Consider the following 24,419-nt stretch of genomic DNA (forward strand, 5'->3'; position numbering starts at 1 on the left):
GGCGCCCGGTGCGAATCGGGATTGACATGAAATTGTTTATGTCTAAACTATTGAACCATGAACAGCATCAGCCCGCTCAAATCCGCTCCGGCTTCGGACCTCCAGCGCATCCTGTGCATTGGCGGGGGGCCGGCGGGTCTCTACTTCGCCCTGTTGATGAAGGCGCGCAACCCTGCGCTGCAGATCACCGTGGTGGAGCGCAACCGCCCCTTCGACACCTTCGGCTGGGGCGTGGTGCTGAGCGACCAGACGCTGGGCAACCTGCGCGCGGCCGACGCCGACACCGCGGCGCTCATCGGCAACGAGTTCCATCACTGGGACGACATCCAGGTGTTCTTCAAGGGCCGCCACGTGCGCTCGGGAGGCCACGGTTTCTGCGGCATCGGCCGCAAGCGGCTGCTGAACATCCTGCAGGAGCGCTGCCTCGCGCTTGGCGTCGATCTGGTGTTCGAGACCGACGCCACCGACGACCAGGCCATTGCCGCGCAGTACAAGGCCGACTTGGTCATTGCCAGCGACGGCCTCAACAGCCGCATCCGCCAGCGCTACGCCGACGTGTTCAAGCCCGACGTCGATCTGCGCAACTGCCGCTTCGTCTGGCTGGGCACGCACCAGACCTTCGACGCCTTCACCTTCGCCTTCGAACAGACCGAGCACGGCTGGTTCCAGGCGCATGCCTACCAGTTCGACGACAAGACATCGACCTTCATCGTCGAGACGCCCGAGGCCGTTTGGAAGGCCCATGGCCTCGACCGGATGGAGCAGCCCGAGGCCATCGCCTTTTGCGAGAAACTGTTCGCCAAGTACCTCGGTGGCCACTCGCTCATCAGCAATGCCACGCACCTGCGCGGCTCGGCCAACTGGATCCGCTTTCCGCGCGTGGTGTGCGAGCGCTGGACGCACCGCATCGACGTCGAAGGCCGCTCGGTGCCCGTGGTGCTGATGGGCGACGCCGCGCATACGGCGCACTTCTCCATCGGCTCTGGCACCAAGCTCGCGCTGGAAGACGCGATCGACCTGGCCAACGAATTCGCGCAGGGCGGCACGGTCGACCATGTGCTCGAAGGCTACGAAGCGCGCCGCAGCGTCGAGGTACTGAAGATCCAGAACGCCGCGCGCAACTCCACCGAGTGGTTCGAGAACGTGCCGCGCTACACCGGCATGGAGATCGAGCAGTTCGCCTATTCGCTGCTCACGCGCTCGCAGCGCATCAGCCACGAGAACCTGCGCGTGCGCGACACGCAATGGCTCGGCGGCTACGAGCAATGGCTTGCGGGCGGCAAGGCGATGGCGCCGATGCTCATGCCCTACAAGGTGCGCGGGCTCACGCTGAAGAACCGCATCCTGGTGTCGCCGATGGCCACCTACAGCGCGGTCGATGGCGTGCCGCAAGACTTTCTGCTCGTGCACCTGGGCGCACGTGCTCTCGGCGGCGCCGCCATGGTGTTCGTCGAAATGACGAGCCCGACGCCCGAAGGCCGTATCACGCCGGCCTGCACGGGCCTGTACAACGACACGCAGCAGGCAGCGTTCAAGCGCATCGTCGATTTCGTGCACACGCAGTCGAGCGCAAAGATCGCCATGCAGCTCGGCCACAGCGGCCCCAAGGGCTCCACCCGCGTGGGCTGGGAAGGCACCGACGAACCGCTTGAAAGCGGCAACTGGCCGCTGCTGGCTGCGAGCGCGCTGCCCTACGGCGAACAGAACCAGCTGCCCGCCGCCATCACGCGGGCCGAGATGGACACGCTGCGCGACCAGTTCGTCGCCTCCACTCGTCGCGCCGTCGAATGCGGCTTCGACTGGCTCGAACTGCACTGCGCGCACGGCTACCTGTTGTCGGCCTTCATCAGCCCGCTCACCAACCTGCGCACCGACGAGTACGGCGGCGACATCGAAGCGCGCTGCCGCTATCCGCTCGAAGTGTTCCGCGCCATGCGCGCCGTGTGGCCAGCAGACAAGCCCATGAGCGTGCGCATCTCCGCGCACGACTGGGCGCCCGGCGGCAACACCGATGCCGATGCAATCGTGATCGCGCGCCTCTTCAAGGAAGCCAGCGCCGACTTCATCGACGTGTCTTCCGGCCAGACCACGCGCGACGCGAAGCCGGTGTACGGCCGCATGTACCAGACGCCGTTCTCGGACCGCATCCGCAACGAGGTCGGCATCTCGACCATCGCGGTCGGCGCCATCACCGACGCCGACCAGGCCAACAGCATCATCGCCGCCGGCCGCGCCGACCTGTGCGCCGTCGCGCGTCCGCACCTGGCCGACCCGGCGTGGACGCTGCACGAAGCCGCCAAGCTGCAGAGCCGCGACGTCGACTGGCCCAAGCAATACCTGAGCGGACGCGACCAGATGTACCGCGAGATCGCCAAGCAGCAACAGCTCGCAGCGGCAGCGAATGCCGCGATGGCCGCCCAGAGCGGCGAGGAGACGCACTGACATGGACCTCGAAGCGCGCGCGCACAGCGAACACCCCGAAGCACTGCGGCTCTGGCTGCGGCTGCTCACCTGCACCCAGCTGATCGAGAAGCAGGTGCGCAACGAACTGCGCTCGCAGTTCGCCACCACGCTGCCGCGCTTCGACCTGATGTCGCAGCTCGAACGCTCGCCCGACGGTCTCAAGATGAACGAGCTCTCGCGCCGCATGATGGTGACGGGCGGCAACGTGACCGGCATCACCGACCAGCTCGTGACCGAAGGGCTGGTCGAGCGCATCAACGTCGAGGGCGACCGCCGCGCCTGGCGCGTGCGCCTCACGCCGCGCGGGCGCAAGCTCTTCAACGAAATGGCGCAGCAGCACGAAGACTGGATCGTCGAAGCCTTCGCGGGCCTCAGCGGCAAGGAGATCTCCCAGCTCCACAAGCTGCTCGGCAAGGTCAAGGAACACTCACACAACCAATTGATCGTGGAGACCGAATGAAGCACTACATCGGCGCAGGCAACCCCATGCGCGCGCAATTCGAAGCGAAGGCAGCCTACAAGGCCGAGCACTTCGCATGGAGCTACGAGGCCGGCGTCGGCACCGTCACGCTGAACCGGCCGGAGCGCAAGAACCCGCTCACGTTCGACTCGTATGCCGAGTTGCGCGACCTGTTCCGCGCGCTGAACTACGCGACCGACGTGAAGGCGATCGTCGTGACCGGCGCGGGCGGCAACTTCTGCTCTGGCGGCGACGTGCACGAGATCATCGGCCCGCTGACCGGCATGCGCATGCCCGAGCTGCTGGAGTTCACGCGCATGACAGGCGATCTGGTGAAGGCCATCCGCGCGTGCCCGCAGCCCATCGTCGGAGCCATCGACGGTGTGTGTGCCGGCGCCGGCGCGATGATCGCTCTGGCCTGCGATCTGCGCTACGGCTCGCCCGCCACGCGCACTGCATTCCTCTTCACGCGCGTGGGTCTTGCCGGTGCGGACATGGGCGCCTGCGCGCTGCTGCCGCGCGTGATCGGCCAGGGCCGCGCATCGGAGCTGTTGTTCACCGGCCGCGCGATGACGGCGCAGGAAGGCCACGCCTGGGGCTTCTTCAACGCGCTGCATGAAAGCGATGCGCTGCTCGAAGCCGCCACGAAGGTTGCGCGCGAGCTGGCCGAAGGCCCGAGCTTCGCGCACGGCATGACGAAGACCATGCTGTCGCAGGAATGGTCAATGACCATCGACCAGGCCATCGAGGCCGAAGCGCAGGCACAAGCTATCTGCATGCAGACGGAAGACTTCAAGCGCGCGTACGAAGCCTTCGCGGCCAAGCGCAAGCCGGTGTTCGGCGGAGACTGACGCGATGATGACCAAAGCACCCGCCCCGCCATCGACTGCGCACCTTGCGCTGCCGTTCTTCGACGATGCGCATCGCGCGCTCGCCGACGGCCTGCTGCCCTGGGCCGCTGCGCAGGAAGTCGACGAGCGCGATGACCGTGCCGCCTGCCGCGACTGGGTTCAGCGGCTCGGCGCCGGCGGCTGGCTGCGCTACTGCGTGCCGGGCACGTCCGGCGGCGCGCTCGAACGGCTCGACTCGCGTGCCCTCGTGCTGCTGCGCGAAACGCTTGCTTTTCACTCGCCGCTTGCCGACTTCGCGTTCGCGATGCAGGGCCTCGGAAGCGGGGCGATCACACTTGCAGGCACGCCGGAGCAGCACGCCAACTACCTGACGGCGGTTGCCAAGGGCAGCAAGATCGCGGCCTTCGCGCTCAGCGAGCCCGAAGCGGGTTCCGACGTGGGCGCGATGGCCATGCGCGCCGAAACAACCACCGACGGCTGGAAGCTCAGCGGCGAGAAGACCTGGATCAGCAACGGCGGCATCGCCGACTTCTACTGCGTCTTCGCGAAGACCGACCCCACCGGTGGCACGCGCGGCATCACGGCCTTCATCGTCGATGCAGCGACGCCCGGCCTCGACACCTCTGCGCACATCGACGTGATGGCGCCGCATCCGCTCGCCACGCTGCGTTTCGAAAACTGCATCGTGCCGCGCTCGGCGCAGCTCGGCGAGCTCAACGGCGGCTTCAAGCTCGCGATGCGCACGCTCGACATCTTCCGCGCTTCGGTAGCGGCTGCTGCGCTCGGCATGGGTCGTCGCGCGTTGGCTGAAGCCATTGCGCATTCGAAGAGCCGCCGCATGTTCGGCCAGACGCTGGCCGACTTCCAGCTCACGCAGGCCAAGCTCGGCGAGATGGCCGCGCTGATCGACAGCGCTGCGCTGCTCACGTACCGCGCTGCATGGATGCGCGACGATGCAGAGCAACGCGGTGCACCGGCAGTGGGCGACGTCTCTGCCGCAGCCGCAATGGCCAAGATGTGCGCCACCGAAAACGCAAGCCGCGTGATCGACATGTCGCTGCAGATGCACGGCGGCCTCGGCGTGAAGGTTGGCACGAAGATTGAAAGCCTCTACCGCGACATCCGCTCGCTGCGCATCTACGAGGGCGCGACGGAAGTCCAACAACTGATCATCGGTAAATCTGTTCTGCGGGGATAAACACCGTGTCTGCCCAAGTCGACCGCTTCGTTCACGACCGCCTGCCGCCTGCCGCGCAGCTGCCCGTCTTTCGCTACGAACTGCCCGAGCTGCAGTTGCCCGACCAGCTGAACCTGGTCGAGGAGCTGCTCGACAAGGCGGTGGCCAAGGGCATCGGCGACAAGCCGATGCTGCGTTCGCCGCAGGGCACGCTGACGTACGCGCAAGCGGCCATCGAGGTCAATCGCATCGCGCAGGTCCTGATGGAAGACCTCGGGCTCATGCCGGGCAATCGCGTGCTGCTGCGTGGCGGCAACTCGGTGGCCATGGCGCTGTCGTGGCTCGCGGTGGTGAAGGCCGGGCTGATCGCGGTGGCAACGATGCCGCTGCTGCGCGCGAAGGAGCTGGGCGAGATCGTCGAGAAGGCGCAACCCGTGGCCGCGCTGTGCGATGGGCGCCTGCTCGACGAGCTCGTGATCGCTCAGCAGGCACATCCGGTGCTCGCCACGGTGATTGCATTCAACAAGCCCGATGCGGATGACTCGCTCTCTGCACGCGCGGCGAAGAAGAGCGGTGTGTTCAAGGCCTGCCCCACGGCATCGGACGACATCGCGCTGCTGGCCTTCACATCAGGCACCACGGGCAAGCCGAAGGCGCCCGTCACCACGCACCGCGACGTGCTCGCGATGTGCGAGACCTGGCCGCGCCATGTGCTGCGCGCGCGCAGCGACGACATCGTGGTGGGCTCGCCGCCGCTGGCCTTCACCTTCGGCCTCGGTGGGCTGCTGGTGTTCCCGATGTGGGCGGGGGCTTCGGTCTATTTTCCCGACGCGCCGTTCACGCCCGAGGGGCTGGTGAAGCTCATCAACGAGGTCGGCGCGACCATCTGCTACACGGCACCGACGTTCTATCGCCAGATGGCGCCGTTCGTGAAGCAGCACGGCATGCCCAGCCTGCGCATCAGCGTAAGTGCCGGCGAGGCCCTGCCCGACGCCACGCGCCAACTGTGGAAGGACGCCACCGGCATCGAGATGCTCGACGGCATCGGCGGCACCGAGGTGTTCCACATCTACATTTCGGCTGCGGGCGACGACGTGCGCCGCGGCGCGGTCGGCAAGGCAGTGCCGGGCTTCACCGCGAAGGTGGTGGACAATGAAGGCAACGAGGTGCCGCGCGGCACGGTCGGCAAACTCGCGCTGCAGGGCCCAGTGGGCTGCCGCTATCTCGACGATCCGCGCCAGGCCGACTACGTGAAGAACGGCTGGAACTATCCGGGCGATTCGTTCGTGCAGGACGACGACGGCTACTTCTTCTACCAGGCACGCGCCGACGACATGATCATCACGGCCGGCTACAACGTCGGCGGTCCGGAGGTCGAAGACGCGCTGCTCAAGCACCCGGCCGTGGCCGAGTGCGGCGTGATCGGCAAGCCCGATGCCGACCGCGGCATGATCGTGAAGGCGTTCTGTGTCCTGAAGCCCGGCAACGAGGGCAACGCAGCCCTCGTGAAGGCGCTGCAGGACCACGTGAAGGCGACGATCGCGCCTTTCAAATACCCGCGGGAAATCGAGTTCGTGCCGGTGCTGCCACGCACCGAAACCGGCAAGCTCCAGCGATTCAAACTGAGACAACTCAACACAACATCATGATCCACAAACTCCTGCAGCCCGAAGGCTGGCTGCCTCCCAAAGGCTATGCGAACGGCGTTGCCGCGCGCGGCACGACGCTGTTCGTCGGCGGACAGATCGGCTGGAATGCGCAGCAGCAGTTCGAGTCGGACGACTTCATCGACCAATGCGGCCTGGCGCTGCGCAATATCGCCGAGGTGCTGCGCGCAGGCGGTGCGGGCCCTGAGCACATGGTGCGCATGACCTGGTACGTGACCGACCGCGACGAATACAGCAGCCGGCTCGCCGAGCTCGGCCCCGTCTACCGCGATGCGATGGGCCGCAACTTCCCGGCCATGACCTGCGTGCAGGTGGCGGCGCTGGTCGAGCACCGCGCGAAGGTCGAGATCGAGGTAACGGCGGTCATTCCAGACTGACTGACGCCGCCCCGAAACGCTTGCGGTACTCCGCGGGCGTGATGCCGACCTGCCGCTGGAACGCGCGGCGCAGCGTGTCGGCATCGGCGAATCCGCATTCGTATGCCACCTGCTTGGGTGCCGCGTCTCCAGCCTCCAGCAGGCGGCGCGCGGCGGCCACGCGAACGTCTTCCACCCACGCTGCGGGTGTAACCCCGACCTCCTGCCTGAAGAGCCGCGCAAAGTGGCGTTCGCTGAGGCCCATGCGCGCCGCGAGATTCGCAACGCCGTGATCCTCGGCAGGGTTGGCCGAGATCCAGCGCTGGACCTCCTGGAGGGCCGAACGGCCGGTGGGCGCGGCCTCGCCCTTGCGGCTGAACTGCATCTGGCCGCCAGGGCGCTTGAAGAACATCACGAGCTGCGCGGCAACCTTCATTGCGATGTCGCGGCCGAGGTCTTCCTCCACCAGTGCGAGCGACAGGTCCAGGCCCGCCGTGATACCTGCAGCTGTGCGCAGGCGGCCATCGCGCACGTGGATGGCATCGGCGTCGACGGTGACAGAGGGGAAGTCCTGCGCGAGTTGATCGGCCACGGCCCAGTGCGTGGTGACGCGCCGGCCGTTCAGGAGCCCGGCCTGGGCCAGCACGAAGGCGCCACTGCAGACCGAGCCGAAACGGCGCATCTTGGGTGTGAGTTTCCTCAGCCACGTGGTCACGTTGGCATCGGACACCGCGTCGGCCGCGTGCGGAGAGCCCGCGACGAGCAGTGTGTGAATGGGTTCGTCCATTGCATCGCCGATCACTGCATCGGGCATGAGCCGCACACCCGAGGAGCTGCGCACGGGCCCTCGCCGGGTTGCGATCACCTGCAGCCTGTAGGCTTGCGCGCGGGCTTGCAGGTTGGCCTCGGCGAACACGTCGAGCGGGCCGGACACGTCCAACAACTGGACGCCGGGCATGGCGAGGATGGCGACGGTCTTCGGAGCTTTCATGGATCTGCGGCGCTTTCGGACGGACAATGTCTGAATTCGCCGTATTACGTCGATTAAAGCCATCACAGCCTACTCCTAAAGTTGTCTCAACTTCACAGGAGAAATCCAAATGACTTTGACGACGACGGATATCGAAGGGGTGCGCATCCCCGACAGCAAGCTCGCACACGAGATCACGGAACTGGTTCGAGACACGGCCCCGCCGCTGCTCTTTCACCATTCGAGCCGGGTTTACTACTTCGGAGCGCTCGCCGGCAAGCGCCGCGGGCTGACCTTCGACCCTGAGCTGCTGTACGCCGGCGCGATGTTCCACGACATGGGGCTGGTGAAGAAGCACAGCAGCGCGCGCGAGCGCTTCGAAGTCGACGGCGCGAACGTGGCGCGCGACTTCCTGTACGGGCACGGGATCTCGCAGCAGGACATCGACCTGGTGTGGACCTCGATCGCGCTGCACACGACGCCGGGCATCCCGCAGCACATGCATCCGGTGGTGGCACTGGTCACGGCCGGCGTCGAGATGGACGTGCTGGGCCTGACCTACAAGGAGTACAGCGAGGTCGAGCGCACGAAGGTCGTGCATGCGCATCCGCGCACCGAACACTTCAAAGAAGACATCATCAAGGCCTTCTACGACGGCATCCGGCACAAGCCGGAGACGACGTTCGGGAACGTCAAGGCGGACGTGATCGCGGACAAAGAGCCGCACTTCCACCGGGGCAACTTCTGCAGCGTAATCCGCTGCTCGGCCTGGCACGGTTAAGACTAGGCGAGCGCGCAAATTCCGGAAACAAAAAAGCCCTCTTTGCGAGGGCTTTTTCAATTCATTTACCGGCCAAGAAAAAAGGCCCTTTGAAATTCAAAGGGCCTTTTAAATTGGTTGCGCGAGCAAGATTTGAACTTGCGACCTTTGGGTTATGAGCCCAACGAGCTACCAGGCTGCTCCATCGCGCGGCAAGATGGAATTATAGCTTATTCAGCAGCGTTTTGCTCGGCTGCTTCTTCTTTAATTTCAGGACGGTCGACCAGTTCGACGAGTGCCATCGGAGCGTTGTCGCCCACGCGGAAACCCATCTTCAGGATGCGGGTGTAGCCGCCCGGACGCGCGGCGAAACGCGGGCCGAGTTCGCCGAAGAGCTTGACGACGCTGTCGCGGCTGCGCAGGCGGTCGAAAGCCAGGCGCTTGTTGGCCAGCGTGGGCTTCTTGGCGAGCGTGATCATCGGTTCGATGACGCGGCGCAGTTCCTTGGCCTTGGGGACCGTGGTCTTGATGACTTCGTGCTCGATGAGCGAATTCATCATGTTCTGCAGCATCGCAAGGCGGTGCGAGCTGGTGCGGTTGAGTTTGCGGAGTCCGTGTCCGTGACGCATGGTGCTTTCCTTTACTTTATAAAAACAGGCAGCCGTATCAGGTACTGCCCGGTGCACTGGCCCTTTTAAGGGAGCCTATTTCAAAAATTCAAATCAACGCTTGTCGAGACCAGCCGGCGGCCAGCTTTCGAGCTTCATACCCAAGGTCAGGCCGCGCGAAGCGAGGACTTCCTTGATTTCGTTGAGCGACTTGCGACCCAGATTCGGGGTCTTGAGCAACTCGTTTTCGGTGCGCTGAATCAGGTCACCGATGTAGTAGATGTTTTCGGCCTTCAGGCAGTTGGCCGAACGCACGGTGAGCTCGAGCTCGTCGACAGGGCGCAGCAGGATCGGATCGAATTGCTGCGCGCTGCGCGGTGCGGGTGCATCGAATGCAGCGAGTTCGCCGCCTTCGAGCTGCGCAAACACGGCGAGCTGTTCGACCAGGATTTTAGCCGATGCGCGCACGGCGTCTTCGGCGGTGATCGCACCGTTGGTTTCGATTTCAACCAGCAGCTTGTCGAGGTCGGTACGCTGTTCGACACGGGCGCTTTCGACCGTGTAGCTCACGCGCTTGACGGGCGAGAACGACGCGTCGAGAACGATACGGCCAATAGACTTGGTCGGCTCGTCGGCGTAGCGGCGCATCGTGCCGGGCACGTAGCCACGACCCTTTTCGACCTTGATCTGCATGTCGAGCTTGCCGCCTTGCGACAGGTGCGCGATCACGTGGTCAGGGTTGATGATTTCGACGTCGTGCGGGGTCTGGATGTCCGACGCCAGGACCGGGCCTTCGCCGTCCTTGCGCAGGCTCAGCGTGACTTCGTCGCGGTTGTGGAGCTTGAACACCACGCCCTTGAGATTCAGCAGGATGTTGACGACATCTTCCTGCACGCCGTCGATCGACGAGTACTCATGCAGAACGCCAGCGATCGTGACTTCGGTGGCCGAGTAGCCGACCATGGACGACAGCAGAACGCGACGCAGCGCGTTGCCGAGCGTGTGGCCGTAGCCGCGCTCGAAAGGTTCGAGCGTGACCTTGGCCTTGTTGGGGGCAAGTTGCTCGACCTGGATGGTCTTGGGTTTCAGCAGGGTGGTTTGCATGCAGACTTCCTCTCAATACCCCCGGCTCGTTACACCGGTAAGGCTGGTGAAGCACCTGATCCGCGACGAAGCGCGGAGCAGGAACGTGAACAACAATATCAATCTCCCGCCAGCGCAAAGACGCGCAAGCGGGTAGAAAAAATCAACGCGAATACAGTTCGACGATCAGCGATTCGTTGATGTCGGCGGCGAATTCGTCGCGATCGGGCACCTTCTTGAACGTGCCTTCGGCCTTGTCGGCATTCACGTCGACCCAAGCCGGAATACCGACTTGCTGGGCGAGTTGCAGCGCTTCGACAATGCGGTTCTGCTTCTTCGACTTGTCGCGCACGGCGATCACGTCACCGGTCTTGACCAGGTACGACGGGATGTTGACCGACTGACCATTCACCGTGATCGCCTTGTGCGACACGAGCTGGCGCGCTTCGGCGCGGGTCGAGCCGAAGCCCATGCGGTAGACGACGTTGTCCAGGCGCGATTCGAGGATGAACAGCAGGTTGGCGCCGGTGTTGCCACGGCGACGATCAGCTTCTTCGAAGTAGCGGCGGAATTGCTTTTCGAGCACGCCGTACATGCGCTTGACCTTCTGCTTTTCACGCAGTTGCAGGCCGTAGTCGGAAGTGCGCTGACCCGAGGTGCGACCGTGCTGGCCGGGCTTGGAGTCGAACTTGGCCTTGTCCTGGATCGAACGGCGGGCGCTCTTCAGGAACAGGTCGGTGCCTTCACGGCGGGAAAGTTTGGCCTTGGGGCCGAGGTAACGTGCCACGATTTTTCCTTTGTGTCATCTGCCGCAGTTGCCTGCGGGAGCCATCGGCGAAACGCGGATGGCGGTGGGCTTAGTTAAAAAACAAATGCGCAGCCGCTATTCAAAGCTGGCTGCGCCTTGCGGACTGACGATCAGATGCGGCGACGCTTCTGGGGACGGCAGCCGTTGTGCGGAACGGGCGTCACGTCGGCAATGGAATTGATCCGGATGCCGAGCGCAGCCAGTGCGCGCACCGACGATTCGCGACCGGGGCCCGGGCCCTTGATCTCGACGTCGAGGTTCTTGATACCTTGTTCGACAGCAGCACGGCCGGCCACTTCGGAAGCCACCTGCGCAGCGAACGGCGTCGACTTGCGCGAGCCCTTGAAGCCCTGGCCACCCGACGAAGCCCACGACAGGGCGTTGCCCTGGCGATCGGTGATCGTGATGATGGTGTTGTTGAACGAAGCGTGCACGTGAGCGATACCGTCCGCGACGTTCTTGCGAACCTTCTTGCGAACGCGCTGTGCGGCGTTGTTTGCAGGTGCTTTAGCCATGCTGTTCTATCCTTATTTCTTCAGGGACTGCGCAGCCTTGCGCGGACCCTTGCGGGTGCGGGCGTTGGTGCGCGTGCGCTGGCCGCGCATCGGCAGGCCGCGACGGTGACGGAAGCCGCGATAGCAGCCGATGTCCATCAAACGCTTGATGTTCATCGTCGTCTCGCGACGCAGATCGCCTTCGATGGTGAACAGAGCGATCTGGTCGCGGATCTTTTCGAGATCGGCGTCGGTCAGATCCTTGATCTTCTTCGAATATTCGATGCCGCTCGCTTCGCAGATCTGACGGGCGCGAGTGCGACCGATGCCGAAGATGGCGGTCAGGCCGATTTCAGCGTGCTTGTGCGGCGGAATGTTGATGCCAGCAATACGTGCCATGTGCGTCCTCTAATACTCTTCAATCAACCCTGGCGCTGCTTGTGGCGCGGGTCGGTGCAAATCACACGCACCACACCTTTACGGCGGATGACCTTGCAATTACGGCAGATGGTTTTGACCGAAGCCGAAACTCTCATTTCATTCTCCTAAAACTGTTTAACGTGGCGGTCTACCGCCCGGACTCAATACTGAAACACAGCCCTACGACGTCTTGAAGTTCGCCTTCTTCAGCAGCGATTCGTACTGCTGGGACATCATGTAGTTTTGCACCTGGGCCATGAAGTCCATCGTGACGACCACGATGATCAGCAGGGAGGTACCACCGAAGTAGAACGGCACGTTGTACTTCAGGATCAGGAACTCGGGCAGCAGGCAGACGAAGGTGATGTACACCGCGCCAGCCAACGTCAGGCGAACCAGAATCTTGTCGATGTAGCGAGCGGTCTGGTCACCCGGGCGAATGCCAGGAATGAATGCACCACTCTTCTTCAGGTTGTCGGCCGTTTCCTTGCTGTTGAACACGAGTGCCGTGTAGAAGAAGCAGAAGAAAACGATCGCGGCAGCGTACAGCAGCACGTAGATCGGCTCGCCTGGACGCAGAGCGCCGGCAACATCCTTGATCCAGCGGAAGCCGCCTTCACCGGTGCTGAACCAGCCAACCACCGTTGCGGGCAGCAAAATGATCGACGAAGCGAAGATCGGCGGGATCACACCGGCCATGTTCAGCTTCAAGGGCAGGTGCGACGACTGGCCGCCATAGACCTTGTTACCGACCTGGCGCCGCGCATAGTTCACGAGGATCTTGCGCTGACCGCGTTCGACGAACACCACGAAGTAGGTGACCAGCACCACCACCGCGACGATGAAGAGCGCGACGATGACATTCATGGCACCGGTACGCACCAACTCCAGCAGGCCGCCGATGGCGTTGGGCAGACCGGCCGCGATACCTGCAAAGATCAGGATCGAGATGCCGTTGCCCAGGCCGCGTTCGGTGATCTGCTCGCCGAGCCACATCAGGAACATCGAACCTGCCGTCAGGCTCACCATGGCGGTCAGGCGGAAGCCGAAACCAGGCGAGATGACCAGACCGGCCGACGACTCGAGAGCCACCGCGATGCTGAACGACTGAAACAGAGCCAGGCCCAGCGCACCGTAGCGCGTGTACTGCGTGATCTTGCGGCGGCCGGCCTCGCCTTCCTTCTTCAATTGCTCGAAGGTCGGAAGCACGTAGGTCATCAGCTGCATGATGATCGACGCCGAGATGTACGGCATGATCCCCAACGCGAACACGGTGAAGCGCGACAGCGCCCCGCCCGAGAACATGTTGAACAGGCTCAGAATGCCGCCCTGCTGGCCCTGGAACAGCGCCGCCAGCTGGTCCGGGTTGATACCCGGCACAGGAATGTGCGCGCCAATCCGGTAGACCACGAGCGCGAGCAGCAAAAAGACGAGCCGACGGCGGAGGTCGCCGAACTTGCCTGTTTTTGCGATCGTTGCCGCGTTAGTTGCCACGAAGAACTTCTTTCAGTCCGATGGTGATCAGGCGATGCTGCCGCCGGCCGCTTCGATCGCAGCCTTGGCGCCAGCCGTTGCGCCCACGCCCGTCAGCTTGACGGCCTTGGTGAGCTCACCGGTCTTGACGATCTTGACGACCTTGGCGAGCTGGCCAACGAGGCCGGCTTGCTTCAGCGCCAGGACGTCCACTTCGGCCAGGCCGAGCTGCTCGAGGGCAGTCAGCGTGACTTCGGCGTTGAACTTCAGCAGATGCGACTTGAAGCCACGCTTCGGCAGGCGACGCTGCAGCGGCATTTGACCGCCTTCGAAGCCGACCTTGTGGAAACCGCCTGCGCGCGACTTCTGGCCCTTGTGACCGCGACCTGCGGTCTTGCCGATGCCGGAGCCGATACCGCGGCCGACGCGGCGCTTGGCGTGCTTGGCGCCATCCGCCGGCTTGATGCCATTGAGTTCCATATCAGTCTCTCTTACAGAACTTTGACCAGATAACTGATCTTGTTGATCATGCCGCGCACCGCAGGGGTGTCTTGCAGCTCGCTCACGCTGTTGAGCTTGCGCAGGCCGAGGCCACGCACGGTCGCGCGATGCGATTCCTTGGTACCGATCGGGCTCTTGACCAATTGGACCTTGAGGGTTTGTTGTTGCGTCGTCATTTGAATGCTTCTTTCGGCTTGCGCTTAAGCGAAGATTTCTTCGACGGTGAGGCCGCGCTTGGCAGCCACCTGGCCCGCCGTCGTCGAGTTCTTCAACCCGTCGAGCGTGGCGCGAACCATGTTGTAGGGGTTCGACGAACCATGGCTCTTGGCCACGATGTCGGTGATGCCCATCACTTCGAACACGGCGCGCATCGGGCCGCCGGCGATGATGCCGGTACCCTTGGGAGCCGGATACATCACGACCGTCGCAGCGCCATGGTGGCCTTGCACCTGGTGGTGCAGCGTGCCGTTCTTGATCGAAACCTTCAGCAGGTTGCGACGCGCTTCTTCCATGGCCTTCTGCACTGCAGCGGGCACTTCCTTCGACTTGCCCTTGCCCATGCCGACGCGACCATCGCCATCACCGACCACGGTGAGTGCTGCGAAACCGAGGATACGACCACCCTTCACCACCTTGGTGACACGGTTGATCGCGATCATCTTCTCGCGCAAACCGTCCTCGGGGCCTTCGTTCTGCGTTCTTGCCTGAATCTTTGCCATTTTGAATCTCGTGTCCGGTTAGAACTGCAGGCCGGCTTCGCGGGCGGCCTCGGCCAGCGCCTTGACGCGGCCGTGGTATGCGAAACCTGCGCGATCGAAGGCGACCTTCTCGACGCCGGCAGCCTTCGCTTTTTCAGCGATGCGCTTGCCGACGGCGGTGGCTGCAGCGGCGTTGCCGCCCTTGCCCGAACCGCCGAGCGAGGTACGCACTTCGGCTTCTGCCGTCGATGCGGTTGCAATCACCTTGGTGCCGTCGTCGGAGATAACGGTCGCGTAGATGTGCAGGTTGGTGCGGTTCACCGTCAGACGGGCCACGCCCTGCGTCGCGATGCGAATGCGGGTCTGGCGCGAGCGGCGAAGACGCTGTGCTTTTTTGGTCAACATCATTTTGCTGCCCCTTACTTCTTCTTGGTCTCTTTGATCACGATCTTCTCGTCCGCATAGCGGATGCCCTTGCCCTTGTAGGGCTCTGGCGGACGAACAGCGCGGATCTCAGCGGCGATTTGACCAACGCGCTGACGGTCAGCACCCTTGATCACGATTTCGGTCGGGGTCGCGGTGGCCACCGTGATGCCTTGCGGCATGTCGATGTTGACCGGGTGCGAGTAACCGACTTGCAGGTTCAGCTTGTTGTTGGACGCTGCAGCCTTGTAGCCGACGCCGATCAGGCTGAGCTTCTTCTCGAAGCCCTTCGTGACGCCGACGACCATGTTGTTCACCAGCTGGCGAATCGTGCCGCTCATCGCGTTCGCTTCACGCGACTCGTTTGCGGGCTCGAAGCTCAGCTTGCCGTCATTGCTGACGATTTTCACCAGTGCATTGCGCGACAGGCTGAGCGTGCCGCCCGTGCCCTTGACGCTGATCTGGTCTTCCTTGATCGACACATCCACGCCTGCGGGGATGGTGATCGGCATTTTTCCTACTCGGGACATTTCAGTAACTCCTCGATGTCTCGGTTAGGCGACGTAGCACAGAACTTCGCCGCCGACACCGGTGGCGCGAGCCTTGCGGTCGGTCATCACGCCCTTGGGGGTCGTGACGATCGCAACGCCGAGGCCGTTCTGAACCTGCGGAATGGAAGCACTGGCCTTGTAGACGCGCAGGCCAGGGCGGCTCACGCGCTCGATGCGCTCGATGACCGGACGGCCAGCGTAGTACTTCAGCGAAATTTCAAGCTCGCTCTTGCCGGCTTCGGTCTTGACCTGGAAGCCGTCGATGTAGCCCTCGTCCTTCAGGACTTGTGCGATCGCGATCTTCACCTTGGAAGACGGGACCGACACGGTGGGCTTCGCCACCATCTGCGCGTTACGGATACGCGTCAGCAGGTCGGCAATGGGATCACTCATGCTCATGTTGTTTGCTCCTGCCTGGCTTACCAGCTGGCCTTGGTGACACCGGGGATGTCGCCATTGAAAGCCAGTTCGCGGATCTTGGCGCGGGCCAGACCGAATTGACGGAAGGTGCCACGCGGGCGACCGGTGATTTCGCAACGGTTGCGCTGACGCGTGGGGTTCGCGTTGCGCGGGAGCTTTTGCAGGCCCAGGCGGGCTGCAGCGCGCTCTTCGTCGCTCTTCTTCACGTCGTTGGAGATTGCCTTCAGTTCCGCGTGCTTCGCAGCGAACTTGGCAACCAGCTTGTCGCGCTTGAGTTCGCGCTGGATCAAAGATGCTTTAGCCACAGATCACCTCAGTTCTTGAACGGGAAACGGAAACCAGCGAGAAGCGCCTTGGCTTCTTCGTCGGTCTTGGCCGTCGTCGTGATGCTGATATTGAGACCGCGCAGGGCATCGACCTTGTCGTACTCGATCTCGGGGAAAATGATCTGTTCCTTGACGCCGATGTTGTAGTTGCCACGGCCGTCGAACGCACGGCCGGAGATGCCGCGGAAGTCGCGAACACGCGGCAGCGCGATGGTCACGAAACGATCCAGGAACTCATACATCTGCACGCCACGCAGCGTGACCATGCAGCCGATCGGCTGGTTTTCGCGGATCTTGAAACCGGCGATAGCCTTCTTCGACTTGGTAACCACGGGCTTCTGGCCAGCGATCTTGGTCAGGTCGGCGACAGCGTTGTCGAGAACCTTCTTGTCGGCGACTGCTTCACCCACGCCCATGTTCAGGGTGATCTTGGTGAGGCGCGGAACCTGCATCGGCGACTTGTAGCCGAACTTTTCCGTCAGGTCTTTCGCGATCTTTTCGCGATAGTGTTGTTGGAGACGTGCCATGTGAGTACCTCTTAGGCGATCTTGATTTCGTCGCCGCTGGACTTGAAGACGCGAACAGCCACGCGCTTGCCGTCAGCACCCTGGGTGATCTTGATGCCCACGCGATCGGCCTTGCCGGTCGCGGCATTGAAGATCGCCACGTTGGATTGGTGAATGGGCATGGACTTTTCGACGATGCCACCGGTCGTACCCTTGAGCGGGTTCGGCTTGGTGTGCTTCTTGACGACGTTGATGCCTTCGACGAGCACGTGCGAATCGTCCTTGCGGAGCGACACGGTGCCGCGCTTGCCCTTGTCACGACCGGCCAACACGATGACCTGGTCGCCTTTGCGAATCTTGTTCATGGCGTTGTTGTCCTTACAGAACTTCAGGTGCCAGCGACACGATCTTCATGAACTTCTCGGTGCGCAGTTCGCGCGTGACCGGTCCGAAGATGCGGGTGCCGATAGGCTCCAGCTTGGCGTTGAGCAACACTGCTGCGTTGCCGTCGAACTTGACGAGCGAGCCGTCTGCGCGACGGATGCCCTTGGCGGTGCGGACCACCACTGCGCTGTAGATCTCGCCCTTCTTGACGCGACCACGCGGAGCGGCTTCCTTGATGCTGACCTTGATGACGTCGCCCACGCTGGCATAACGCCGCTTGGAGCCACCGAGCACCTTGATACACAGGACGGATTTCGCGCCTGTGTTGTCGGCCACTTCGAGCCGGGATTCAGTTTGGATCATTTCTTGATATTCCCAACTTGTACCGATGTGCATCCAGGAGGGAAGCACCGCGGTCAGTCTTGGGCCCGTCGTCCATGCCTCGAACCACTCGAGGCACTTCCGCTTTGGGCTGAAAGCTTCGCCTTTTAGAAGCGAAGCCCGCGATTGTTGCACGCACTAATGCCGATGTCAACAACCCCATTACACCATCTCGCGCTGCCACTAGACTCCGGGGCGTGCGCCAGCCCCTGAAACCACCCTTTTCGCCCCCATTGCTCCAGCGTCGTCACCTGCTGGCGGGCGGGGCCAGCCTGGTAGCGCTGGGCCTGGCCGGCTGCAAGAGCGCGACTCCGAATCCGGACCCTGGCCGACTGCGCCGCATTGGCGAGGCGCGCTGGCCGCACCGCCTTCATATAGAAGGCACCGTGGTCGGCGGCCTCTCCGGCATCGACTACGACCCGATCCGAGGTGAGTACCTGCTCATCAGCGATGACCGGTCAGACCTGGCACCCGTGCGCTACTACATCGCCCGCTGGCCCCACCCACAGGCCGCGCAACAGCCCGAACCGACGGGCGTTGTGCAGCTGCAACGCCCCGGCGGCGGACCCTGGCCGGATCGTCGCCACGCGGTCGATGGGCTTCCCGTGCCCGACCCCGAAGCCCTGCGGCTGCGCCCCACGACCAACACCCTGCTCTGGACCAGCGAGGGCGACATCGCCCGCGGTTTCGGCCCCGCGCTGTACGAATCGGCCCGCGACGGCCGCTTCCTGCGCGAATTCCCGATGCCGGCGATGTTCCGGCCCGACCCGGCCCTGCGCCGCGGCCCGCGCGACAACCTGACCTTCGAAGGCGTCGCCCTCACGCCCGACAGCCGCTTCGCTTGGCTGGCAATGGAAAACGCCCTGATCCAGGACGGCCCCAAGCCCACCACCGGCGCGCCCGGCGGCCCCTGCCGCTTCACCCGGATCGACCTGCAAACCGGCCAGGCCGACCGCCAGATCGCCTACATTCCCGACGCCATCCCGCTGCGCCCGCTGATTCCCGGCAGCTACGCCGATAACGGCGTGAGCGAGATCCTGATGCTCGACGCCGACCGCATGCTGGTGCTGGAGCGCGCCTACGCCACCGGCGCCGGCAATTCGCTGCGCCTCTACGAAATCGACACCCGCGCTGCCAGCGACGTGCTCGCGGTCGACACGCTGGCACCAGGCAACCACCGGCCGGCCGCCAGGACGCTGGTGGCCGACTTCGCCGCACTCGGACTGTCCCGCCTCGACAACACCGAAGGCATGTGCTGGGGGCCGCCCCTGCCGAACGGCAAGCGCATGCTGGTGGTCGTGAGCGACGACAATTTCAATCCGCTTCAAATCACCCAGTTCGCAGCCTTCGAATACGCCGACCGACCATGACCATCGCCGTGACCTTCCTGCCCCGCACCGGCCCCGCGCCGCTGCCCCCCGTCGCCTTCATCGGAGGCGGCAACATGGCCAGCGCCATCATCGGCGGGCTGATCCAGCAAGGCACCCCGGCGGATGCGTTCGAGGTGGTCGAGCCCTTCGAGGAGGCCCGCACGAAGCTGGCCCAGTCCTTCGGCATCGTCGCGAAGGCCGAGGCGGGCGAGGCCCTGTCGCGCTGCGGCGTGGTGGTGTGGGCGGTCAAACCCCAGACCTTTGCCGAAGCCGCCCGCGCGGTGCGCGACTTTGCCGAAGACGCCCTGCACCTGAGCGTGGCCGCGGGCATTCCGTCCGGCAGCATCGCCCGCTGGCTGGGCACGGAACGCGTGGTGCGCGCCATGCCCAATACGCCCGCGCTGGTGGGCAAGGGCATGACCGGCCTGTTCGCCCGGCCAGGCGTCGAGAGCACCGACCGCTGGACGGTCGCGAAGTTGCTGGCGCCCACCGGCGAGCTGATCTGGGTCGACGCCGAACCGGCACTCGACGCCGTGACCGCCATGTCCGGCTCGGGCCCGGCGTACGTGTTCTATTTCATCGAGGCGATGACCGAAGCCGGCGTCGAGATGGGCCTCACGCCCGACCAAGCCCAGCGGCTGGCCATCGGCACCTTCACCGGCGCCTCGGCGCTGGCGCACAGCGCGACCGAGCCTCCCTCGGTGCTGCGCGAGCGTGTGACCTCCAAGGGCGGCACGACCTACGCGGCCATCACCTCGCTTCAGCAAGCCGACGTGAAGGCACAGTTCAAGACCGCGATCCGCGCGGCACAGAAGCGCGCCGCCGAGCTGGGCGAGGAATTCGGCCGCGACTGATTTCAGGCCTCAGGCAGCGCGCGCGGCCCGAGGAAGAACAGCCATTCGGCGGCCAGCGTGACGGTGCCGTCCTCCAGCTCGAGCCAGACTTCTTCCTTCAGCAGAAAGCTGTCGCCGGGCTTGGGCGTCACTTCCGCGATGCGCACCCGTGCCCTGAAGCGCGCGCCCACCGGCATCGGCCGCACGAAGCGCAGGCGGTCGAAGCCGTAGTTGAGCGCATGGTTCGAATCGAAGGGCAGCAGCGTGCGCATGGCTTCGCCGGTCAGCCGGATGAGGTGCGAGACCTGGAAGAAGCCCTGCACGATGGTGCCGCCGTAGTCCGCCTCACGCGCCGCACGCTCGGGGTCGAGGTGAATCCACTCGCCTTCGCCGTCGCCCGACAGTTCCGAATAGCGATCGACCATCTCCTGCGTGATGCGGTGCCATTCAGAGAAGCCCTCCTGGCCGATCTTCTGCTTCAGTCGCTCCAGCATGCGCGCTCTCAGCGAACGGCGTAGCCGGCCACGACGCCGGCGAACACCGTGAAGCCCAGCCAGTGGTTCAGGCGAAAGGCCTTGAAGCAGCCTTCGCGCGTGCGGTCGCGAATCAGCCGCCAGTGCCACAGCGCCTGCGCCACGGCCACGGCAATGCCCACGTAGAACAGCACGCCCAGCGAACGGCTCGCGCCGGCCCAGGTCCAGACCGCAAGGAAGATCGCGTAGCTCGCCATCACTGCCGCCACGTCGAAGCGGCCGAAGGTGATGGCCGAGGTCTTCATGCCGATCTTGAGGTCGTCGTCGCGGTCGACCATCGCGTACTCGGTGTCGTAGGCCAGCACCCAGAACAGGTTGCCCGCGAGCAGCCATGCGGCAAAGACCGGCACGGTCGACTGCACCGCGGCAAAGGCCATCGGAATGCCGAAGCTGAATGCGATGCCCAGCACCGCCTGCGGCACCGAGACAAAGCGCTTCGCAAACGGATAGATCAGCGTGATGGCCAGCGCCGCGAACGACCACAGCACTGTCGTGCGGTTGGTCGTGAGCACCAGGCCGAAGGCCGCCAGCGCCAGCACCATGCCCAGCCCAAGCGCTTCCTTGACCGACATCGCGCCGCTGGTAACGGGCCGCTGCGCCGTGCGCTTCACATGGCGATCGAAGTCGCGGTCGGCCACGTCGTTGACGCAGCAGCCCGCGCTGCGCATGAGGAAGGTGCCGAGCGTGAACACGACCAGCAGGTGCCAGCCGGGCCAGCCGCTCGCCGCGAACCAGAGCGCGCCGAGAGTGGGCCACAGCAGCAGCAGCCAGCCCGCCGGGCGGTTCCAGCGGATCAGGTCGAGGTACAACGCAAAACGCCCGCGGGGAGGCGCGGGCGCAGTGACGGGGGGAGCGGACTCAGTCTTCAAGGAGCGAACGCAGCATCCAGGCCGTTTGATCGTGCACCGTGCAACGCGCGGTCAGCATGTCGGCCGTCGGGTCGTCGCCGGCTTCTTCGGCGACAGGAATGAATTCGCGCGCAATGCGCGACACGGTTTCGTGGCCCTTCACCAGGATGCGCACCATCTCCATCGCCTTGGGCGGGGTCTGCGGCACGTCGGGCACGGTGGCGATCTTGCTGAACTCGGCATACGAACCCGGCGCGTAGTGGCCCAGGGCGCGAATGCGCTCGGCCAGCACGTCGGTGGCGCCCCACAGTTCGGTGTACTGGCCCATGAACATCGCATGCAGCGAATTGAAGTGCGGGCCCGTCACGTTCCAGTGGAAGTTGTGCGTGGTGAGATAGAGCGTGTAGGTGTCGGCCAGCACGCGGCTCAGGCCTTCGGCGATGGCGGCGCGGTCCTGGCGCTCGATGCCGATGTTGATGATCGGCGCATTGCGGCTGCCCGACTCCTGCGCAACCACCGCACCGCCCTTCTTGGGCACCTTGCCGGCGGAGGAGGCGGACGATGATTTTTTCGAGTCTTTGGCCATGGCGGGAGGTCTTTCTTCAATTTGGAGGGGAGAACACCTGAATTCTGAAAGCCGGCACGCGGCTTCGCAACAGCGTGACTCTATCCCAGCGATCTACGACAGGCGCTTGACGCCCGGCAGCTCGCACGCATAGATCGCGTTGCGCAGCGCCGCAATCGCCTCATAGCGCGTGAAGGTGCGCCGCCATGCGAGCACCACGCGGCGCGTGGGCGGGTCGCGGTCGTGCGCATCGCGCACCGGCAGATAGCGCACCATCTGCTCGGGCTCCTTGCGGCCCTTGACCTTGGGCTTGATCGCCTCGGCCGGCACCGACAGGCGGGGCACGAGCGTCACGCCCATGCCCGAGGCCACCATGTGCTTGATGGTTTCGAGCGACGAGCCCTCGAAGCTCTTGCGGATGCCTTCGGCATTGCTGGAGAAGCGCGCGAACTCCGGGCACACCTCCAGCACGTGGTCGCGGAAGCAATGACCGGTGCCCAGCAGCAGCATGGTTTCGCTCTGCAGCTCTTCGGAGGTGATCGATTCGCGATCGGCAAACTTGTGCTTGTTGGGCAGCGCCGCCATGAAGGGCTCGTCGTACAGCGGCGCCATCGCGAGGCCGGTGTCGGGAAAGGGCTCGGCCATGATGGCGCAGTCGATCTCGCCGGCGCGCAGCATCTCGAGCAGCTTGGCAGTGAAGTTCTCCTGCAGCACCAGCGGCATCTGCGGCGTGCGCGCGATCACCTGGCGCACGAGGTCGGGCAGCAGGTACGGCCCGATGGTGTAGATCACGCCCAGGTTCAGCGGACCTGCCAGCGGATCTTTGCCGCGCTTGGCAATTTCCTTGATGCTGGCCGCCTGGTCGAGCACGCTCTGCGCCTGCTGCACGATCTGCTCGCCCAGCGGCGTAACGGTCACTTCGCCGGCGCTGCGCTCGAAGAGCTTGACTTCGAGCTCGTCCTCGAGCTTCTTGATCGCGACCGAGAGGGTCGGCTGTGAAACGTAGCAGGCCTCGGCCGCCTTGCCGAAGTGCCGTTCGCGGGCTACTGCGACGATGTATTTGAGTTCGGTGAGAGTCATAGCTTGCGTCAATTATGCGCAAGGGTGCGTGACCCGGCAGGCCTGGGGTCTTGGAGAGCGCAGATCCGCCCCCCTCAGGGCCGGGCGCCCTGTGCGGCGGGCAGCCGGCGCAGGCCCGATCGCGCACGCTTGCCTTGCGCGATACCCGGCTTCTCGACCAGGCGGTAGCTGACGACCGAGGCCGCCACGAGCAGCAGCGCGCAGAGGATGCCCACCAGCCAGTACTGCAGCGCGCCGGTCATCGCGAAATCGCGCACCGGCGGTGCCGCGAAGACCACGGTCAGAACGAGCCCCTGCAGCAGATAGATGCTGTAGCTCACCGTGCTCATGCGCCGGGTCGCACGCGTGGCCAGCAGGCCGAACAGCGTGCTGCCGCGGCAGACCAGGTGGAAGAAGACCCAGAGCAGCAAGGCCTGAATGGGGCCGACCATGTGCTCGAACCAGAGGAACACGGCGCCCAGGCAGGCCAGTGCGAGCAACGAAGCCGCCCATTCCGGCAGTCGCAGCCTCGCCATGCTCGCGCCATCGCGACGGATCAGCCAAGCCGACAGCATGCCCATGAGGAACGACGCCAGCACCCACGCCAGGGCGCCGACCACAAGCAAAAGCGTCGGCTGCCAAAGCGATCCGTCCGGCGAAAGCGCGGAGAACGTCAGCACCAGCAGGCACAGCAGCAAGGCACCGGCGACGAAGCGCGGCGTCCGCCCACCGCGCGCGAGGGGCGCCATCAGCCGGAGCGATCCGTAGAACAGCCATTCCACGAAAACCGTCCAGGTCACGCCCGCGAGGATGAACCTTGTCCCGTCATAGCCGTTGATGTCGGGCTGCATCGGCACGATGCCAAGGGCCAGCCACTGCAGCATCTCGCCCAGCACGGACCAGGCCGGCTCCTTGAGCTCGAACCCGGTTCTCCAGGCGACGATGAAAAACATCAGGCCCACCGCCACCAGGTACATCGGCCCGATGCGCCAGAGCCGGCCGATGTAGAGGCTCGTCCAGTCCGGCCTGCCCTTGGCGTCGAGCAATTTCCCCCAGAACAGGAAGCCGGTGATCATGAAAAAGACCGTTACGCCGACCTGCCCGAGCAGGGTGTGGAAGCCCGAGTGTGGAAACGTCCATTCGCCGCGCTCGATGTAGCCATGGATCACCGTCAGGTGATGCACGAACACGCTCAGCGCGAGAAAGCCGCGCAGCCCGTCGAGCGTGGCGGTGCGCTGGTCGCGCTGCGGTGGTTCGTCGGCCGCGCGGAAAACCGGCAGCGCCAGCGCACCGAGCACGACCAGCACGAGCACGAAATACGGCCAGACGGACAAGACGCTCATCGCTGGCGCGGCCTGCCCTGTTGTTGCCTTCTTGCTCCAGGCGCCTTCGCAAGAACGCTGGCCCCTCCCCCCACTGGCTCGGTGCGTT

32 protein-coding genes and 1 tRNA gene are annotated in these 24,419 nt (G+C 64.4%); 9 read left to right on the forward strand and 24 right to left on the reverse strand.

The window, feature by feature from the left end:
- The first annotated feature begins 57 nt into the window (after positions 1-57).
- From BMW87_RS10280 to BMW87_RS10305, 6 genes are read left to right on the forward strand one after another with little or no spacing between them, the layout of a single operon-like run.
- Positions 58-2,442, forward strand: a complete 2,385-nt coding sequence (locus BMW87_RS10280; RefSeq protein WP_093076143.1) for a bifunctional salicylyl-CoA 5-hydroxylase/oxidoreductase — start codon at positions 58-60, stop codon at positions 2,440-2,442.
- A gap of 1 nt (position 2,443) precedes the next feature.
- On the forward strand, positions 2,444-2,923 hold the full coding sequence (locus BMW87_RS10285; RefSeq protein WP_093059368.1) for a MarR family winged helix-turn-helix transcriptional regulator: 480 nt from the start codon (positions 2,444-2,446) through the stop codon (positions 2,921-2,923).
- On the forward strand, positions 2,920-3,774 hold the full coding sequence (locus BMW87_RS10290; protein WP_093076145.1) for an enoyl-CoA hydratase family protein: 855 nt from the start codon (positions 2,920-2,922) through the stop codon (positions 3,772-3,774). The genes BMW87_RS10285 and BMW87_RS10290 overlap by 4 nt, the downstream gene beginning before the upstream one ends.
- Positions 3,775-3,778: 4 nt before the next feature.
- Positions 3,779-4,972, forward strand: a complete 1,194-nt coding sequence (locus BMW87_RS10295) for an acyl-CoA dehydrogenase family protein (RefSeq protein WP_093076146.1) — start codon at positions 3,779-3,781, stop codon at positions 4,970-4,972.
- Between the two features lie 5 nt (positions 4,973-4,977).
- Positions 4,978-6,600 carry an AMP-binding protein gene (locus BMW87_RS10300; protein ID WP_093076148.1) on the forward strand — a complete coding sequence of 541 codons (1,623 nt, stop codon included), beginning with the start codon at positions 4,978-4,980 and terminating at the stop codon, positions 6,598-6,600.
- Positions 6,597-6,995 carry a RidA family protein gene (locus tag BMW87_RS10305; protein ID WP_093059376.1) on the forward strand — a complete coding sequence of 133 codons (399 nt, stop codon included), beginning with the start codon at positions 6,597-6,599 and terminating at the stop codon, positions 6,993-6,995. The genes BMW87_RS10300 and BMW87_RS10305 overlap by 4 nt, the downstream gene beginning before the upstream one ends.
- Here the strand turns inward: BMW87_RS10305 and BMW87_RS10310 are convergent.
- A complete protein-coding gene (locus BMW87_RS10310) occupies positions 6,982-7,965 on the reverse strand; it encodes a GlxA family transcriptional regulator (protein ID WP_093076149.1) in 984 nt (327 codons plus the stop codon). The genes BMW87_RS10305 and BMW87_RS10310 overlap by 14 nt on opposite strands.
- Before the next feature lie 109 nt (positions 7,966-8,074).
- On the opposite strand from BMW87_RS10310, the gene BMW87_RS10315 reads away from it, so the two are divergent.
- On the forward strand, positions 8,075-8,725 hold the full coding sequence (locus tag BMW87_RS10315; protein ID WP_093076151.1) for an HD domain-containing protein: 651 nt from the start codon (positions 8,075-8,077) through the stop codon (positions 8,723-8,725).
- A gap of 114 nt (positions 8,726-8,839) precedes the next feature.
- Here the strand turns inward: BMW87_RS10315 and BMW87_RS10320 are convergent.
- The 18 genes from BMW87_RS10320 to rplN form a co-directional block, all read right to left on the reverse strand.
- Positions 8,840-8,916: transfer RNA gene (locus tag BMW87_RS10320), tRNA-Met, on the reverse strand.
- A gap of 18 nt (positions 8,917-8,934) precedes the next feature.
- On the reverse strand, positions 8,935-9,333 hold the full coding sequence (gene rplQ, locus BMW87_RS10325; RefSeq protein WP_093059382.1) for a 50S ribosomal protein L17: 399 nt from the start codon (positions 9,331-9,333) through the stop codon (positions 8,935-8,937).
- 93 nt (positions 9,334-9,426) lie between these two features.
- Positions 9,427-10,416: a DNA-directed RNA polymerase subunit alpha gene (rpoA, locus tag BMW87_RS10330; protein WP_093059385.1), complete on the reverse strand. Its 990-nt coding sequence runs from the start codon at positions 10,414-10,416 to the stop codon at positions 9,427-9,429.
- A gap of 142 nt (positions 10,417-10,558) precedes the next feature.
- Positions 10,559-11,182 carry a 30S ribosomal protein S4 gene (gene rpsD, locus BMW87_RS10335; RefSeq protein ID WP_009124826.1) on the reverse strand — a complete coding sequence of 208 codons (624 nt, stop codon included), beginning with the start codon at positions 11,180-11,182 and terminating at the stop codon, positions 10,559-10,561.
- A gap of 131 nt (positions 11,183-11,313) precedes the next feature.
- On the reverse strand, positions 11,314-11,718 hold the full coding sequence (rpsK, locus tag BMW87_RS10340) for a 30S ribosomal protein S11 (RefSeq protein WP_009124825.1): 405 nt from the start codon (positions 11,716-11,718) through the stop codon (positions 11,314-11,316).
- 12 nt (positions 11,719-11,730) lie between these two features.
- Positions 11,731-12,096 (reverse strand): 30S ribosomal protein S13, encoded by a 366-nt coding sequence (gene rpsM, locus BMW87_RS10345; RefSeq protein WP_013544105.1) that lies wholly within the window; start codon positions 12,094-12,096, stop codon positions 11,731-11,733.
- 23 nt (positions 12,097-12,119) lie between these two features.
- Entirely contained in the window at positions 12,120-12,233 is a 114-nt protein-coding gene (gene rpmJ / locus BMW87_RS10350; RefSeq protein WP_013544106.1) for a 50S ribosomal protein L36, read from the reverse strand.
- Between the two features lie 64 nt (positions 12,234-12,297).
- Entirely contained in the window at positions 12,298-13,611 is a 1,314-nt protein-coding gene (gene secY, locus BMW87_RS10355) for a preprotein translocase subunit SecY (RefSeq protein WP_093059387.1), read from the reverse strand.
- Between the two features lie 27 nt (positions 13,612-13,638).
- Positions 13,639-14,070: a 50S ribosomal protein L15 gene (gene rplO, locus BMW87_RS10360; protein ID WP_093059389.1), complete on the reverse strand. Its 432-nt coding sequence runs from the start codon at positions 14,068-14,070 to the stop codon at positions 13,639-13,641.
- A gap of 11 nt (positions 14,071-14,081) precedes the next feature.
- Positions 14,082-14,267 carry a 50S ribosomal protein L30 gene (gene rpmD / locus BMW87_RS10365; protein ID WP_009124818.1) on the reverse strand — a complete coding sequence of 62 codons (186 nt, stop codon included), beginning with the start codon at positions 14,265-14,267 and terminating at the stop codon, positions 14,082-14,084.
- 24 nt (positions 14,268-14,291) lie between these two features.
- Positions 14,292-14,810, reverse strand: coding sequence for a 30S ribosomal protein S5 (gene rpsE, locus BMW87_RS10370; protein WP_093059391.1), 519 nt, complete (start codon positions 14,808-14,810; stop codon positions 14,292-14,294).
- 18 nt (positions 14,811-14,828) lie between these two features.
- On the reverse strand, positions 14,829-15,194 hold the full coding sequence (gene rplR, locus BMW87_RS10375; RefSeq protein WP_042672913.1) for a 50S ribosomal protein L18: 366 nt from the start codon (positions 15,192-15,194) through the stop codon (positions 14,829-14,831).
- Between the two features lie 14 nt (positions 15,195-15,208).
- Positions 15,209-15,742, reverse strand: coding sequence for a 50S ribosomal protein L6 (rplF, locus tag BMW87_RS10380; protein ID WP_093059393.1), 534 nt, complete (start codon positions 15,740-15,742; stop codon positions 15,209-15,211).
- A gap of 24 nt (positions 15,743-15,766) precedes the next feature.
- Positions 15,767-16,162: a 30S ribosomal protein S8 gene (gene rpsH, locus BMW87_RS10385; protein ID WP_093059395.1), complete on the reverse strand. Its 396-nt coding sequence runs from the start codon at positions 16,160-16,162 to the stop codon at positions 15,767-15,769.
- 20 nt (positions 16,163-16,182) lie between these two features.
- Entirely contained in the window at positions 16,183-16,488 is a 306-nt protein-coding gene (rpsN, locus tag BMW87_RS10390) for a 30S ribosomal protein S14 (RefSeq protein ID WP_042577476.1), read from the reverse strand.
- Between the two features lie 8 nt (positions 16,489-16,496).
- Positions 16,497-17,036, reverse strand: coding sequence for a 50S ribosomal protein L5 (gene rplE, locus BMW87_RS10395; RefSeq protein WP_013544114.1), 540 nt, complete (start codon positions 17,034-17,036; stop codon positions 16,497-16,499).
- 11 nt (positions 17,037-17,047) lie between these two features.
- Positions 17,048-17,380: a 50S ribosomal protein L24 gene (gene rplX / locus BMW87_RS10400; RefSeq protein WP_093059397.1), complete on the reverse strand. Its 333-nt coding sequence runs from the start codon at positions 17,378-17,380 to the stop codon at positions 17,048-17,050.
- Between the two features lie 13 nt (positions 17,381-17,393).
- A complete protein-coding gene (gene rplN, locus BMW87_RS10405; RefSeq protein WP_009124801.1) occupies positions 17,394-17,762 on the reverse strand; it encodes a 50S ribosomal protein L14 in 369 nt (122 codons plus the stop codon).
- A 251-nt stretch (positions 17,763-18,013) separates the two neighbouring features.
- On the opposite strand from rplN, the gene BMW87_RS10410 reads away from it, so the two are divergent.
- Positions 18,014-19,150, forward strand: a complete 1,137-nt coding sequence (locus BMW87_RS10410; protein WP_256216726.1) for an esterase-like activity of phytase family protein — start codon at positions 18,014-18,016, stop codon at positions 19,148-19,150.
- Complete coding sequence (gene proC / locus BMW87_RS10415; protein ID WP_093076152.1) at positions 19,147-20,004, forward strand: pyrroline-5-carboxylate reductase; 858 nt, start codon at positions 19,147-19,149, stop codon at positions 20,002-20,004. Before BMW87_RS10410 ends, proC begins: the two co-directional genes overlap by 4 nt.
- A gap of 2 nt (positions 20,005-20,006) precedes the next feature.
- Here the strand turns inward: proC and BMW87_RS10420 are convergent, their stop codons facing one another.
- From BMW87_RS10420 to BMW87_RS10440, 5 genes are all read right to left on the reverse strand, one after another.
- Complete coding sequence (locus BMW87_RS10420; RefSeq protein ID WP_093076154.1) at positions 20,007-20,477, reverse strand: MaoC/PaaZ C-terminal domain-containing protein; 471 nt, start codon at positions 20,475-20,477, stop codon at positions 20,007-20,009.
- An 8-nt stretch (positions 20,478-20,485) separates the two neighbouring features.
- On the reverse strand, positions 20,486-21,385 hold the full coding sequence (gene ubiA, locus BMW87_RS10425; protein WP_093059404.1) for a 4-hydroxybenzoate octaprenyltransferase: 900 nt from the start codon (positions 21,383-21,385) through the stop codon (positions 20,486-20,488).
- Positions 21,375-21,950: a Dps family protein gene (locus BMW87_RS10430; RefSeq protein ID WP_093059406.1), complete on the reverse strand. Its 576-nt coding sequence runs from the start codon at positions 21,948-21,950 to the stop codon at positions 21,375-21,377. Before BMW87_RS10430 ends, ubiA begins: the two co-directional genes overlap by 11 nt.
- A 93-nt stretch (positions 21,951-22,043) precedes the next feature.
- Positions 22,044-23,009, reverse strand: a complete 966-nt coding sequence (locus tag BMW87_RS10435; RefSeq protein ID WP_093059408.1) for a LysR substrate-binding domain-containing protein — start codon at positions 23,007-23,009, stop codon at positions 22,044-22,046.
- 74 nt (positions 23,010-23,083) lie between these two features.
- Entirely contained in the window at positions 23,084-24,331 is a 1,248-nt protein-coding gene (locus BMW87_RS10440) for an acyltransferase family protein (RefSeq protein WP_093076155.1), read from the reverse strand.
- Positions 24,332-24,419 lie beyond the last annotated feature (88 nt).

Source organism: Variovorax sp. OV084 (assembly GCF_900111625.1).
GTDB lineage: Bacteria > Pseudomonadota > Gammaproteobacteria > Burkholderiales > Burkholderiaceae_C > Variovorax.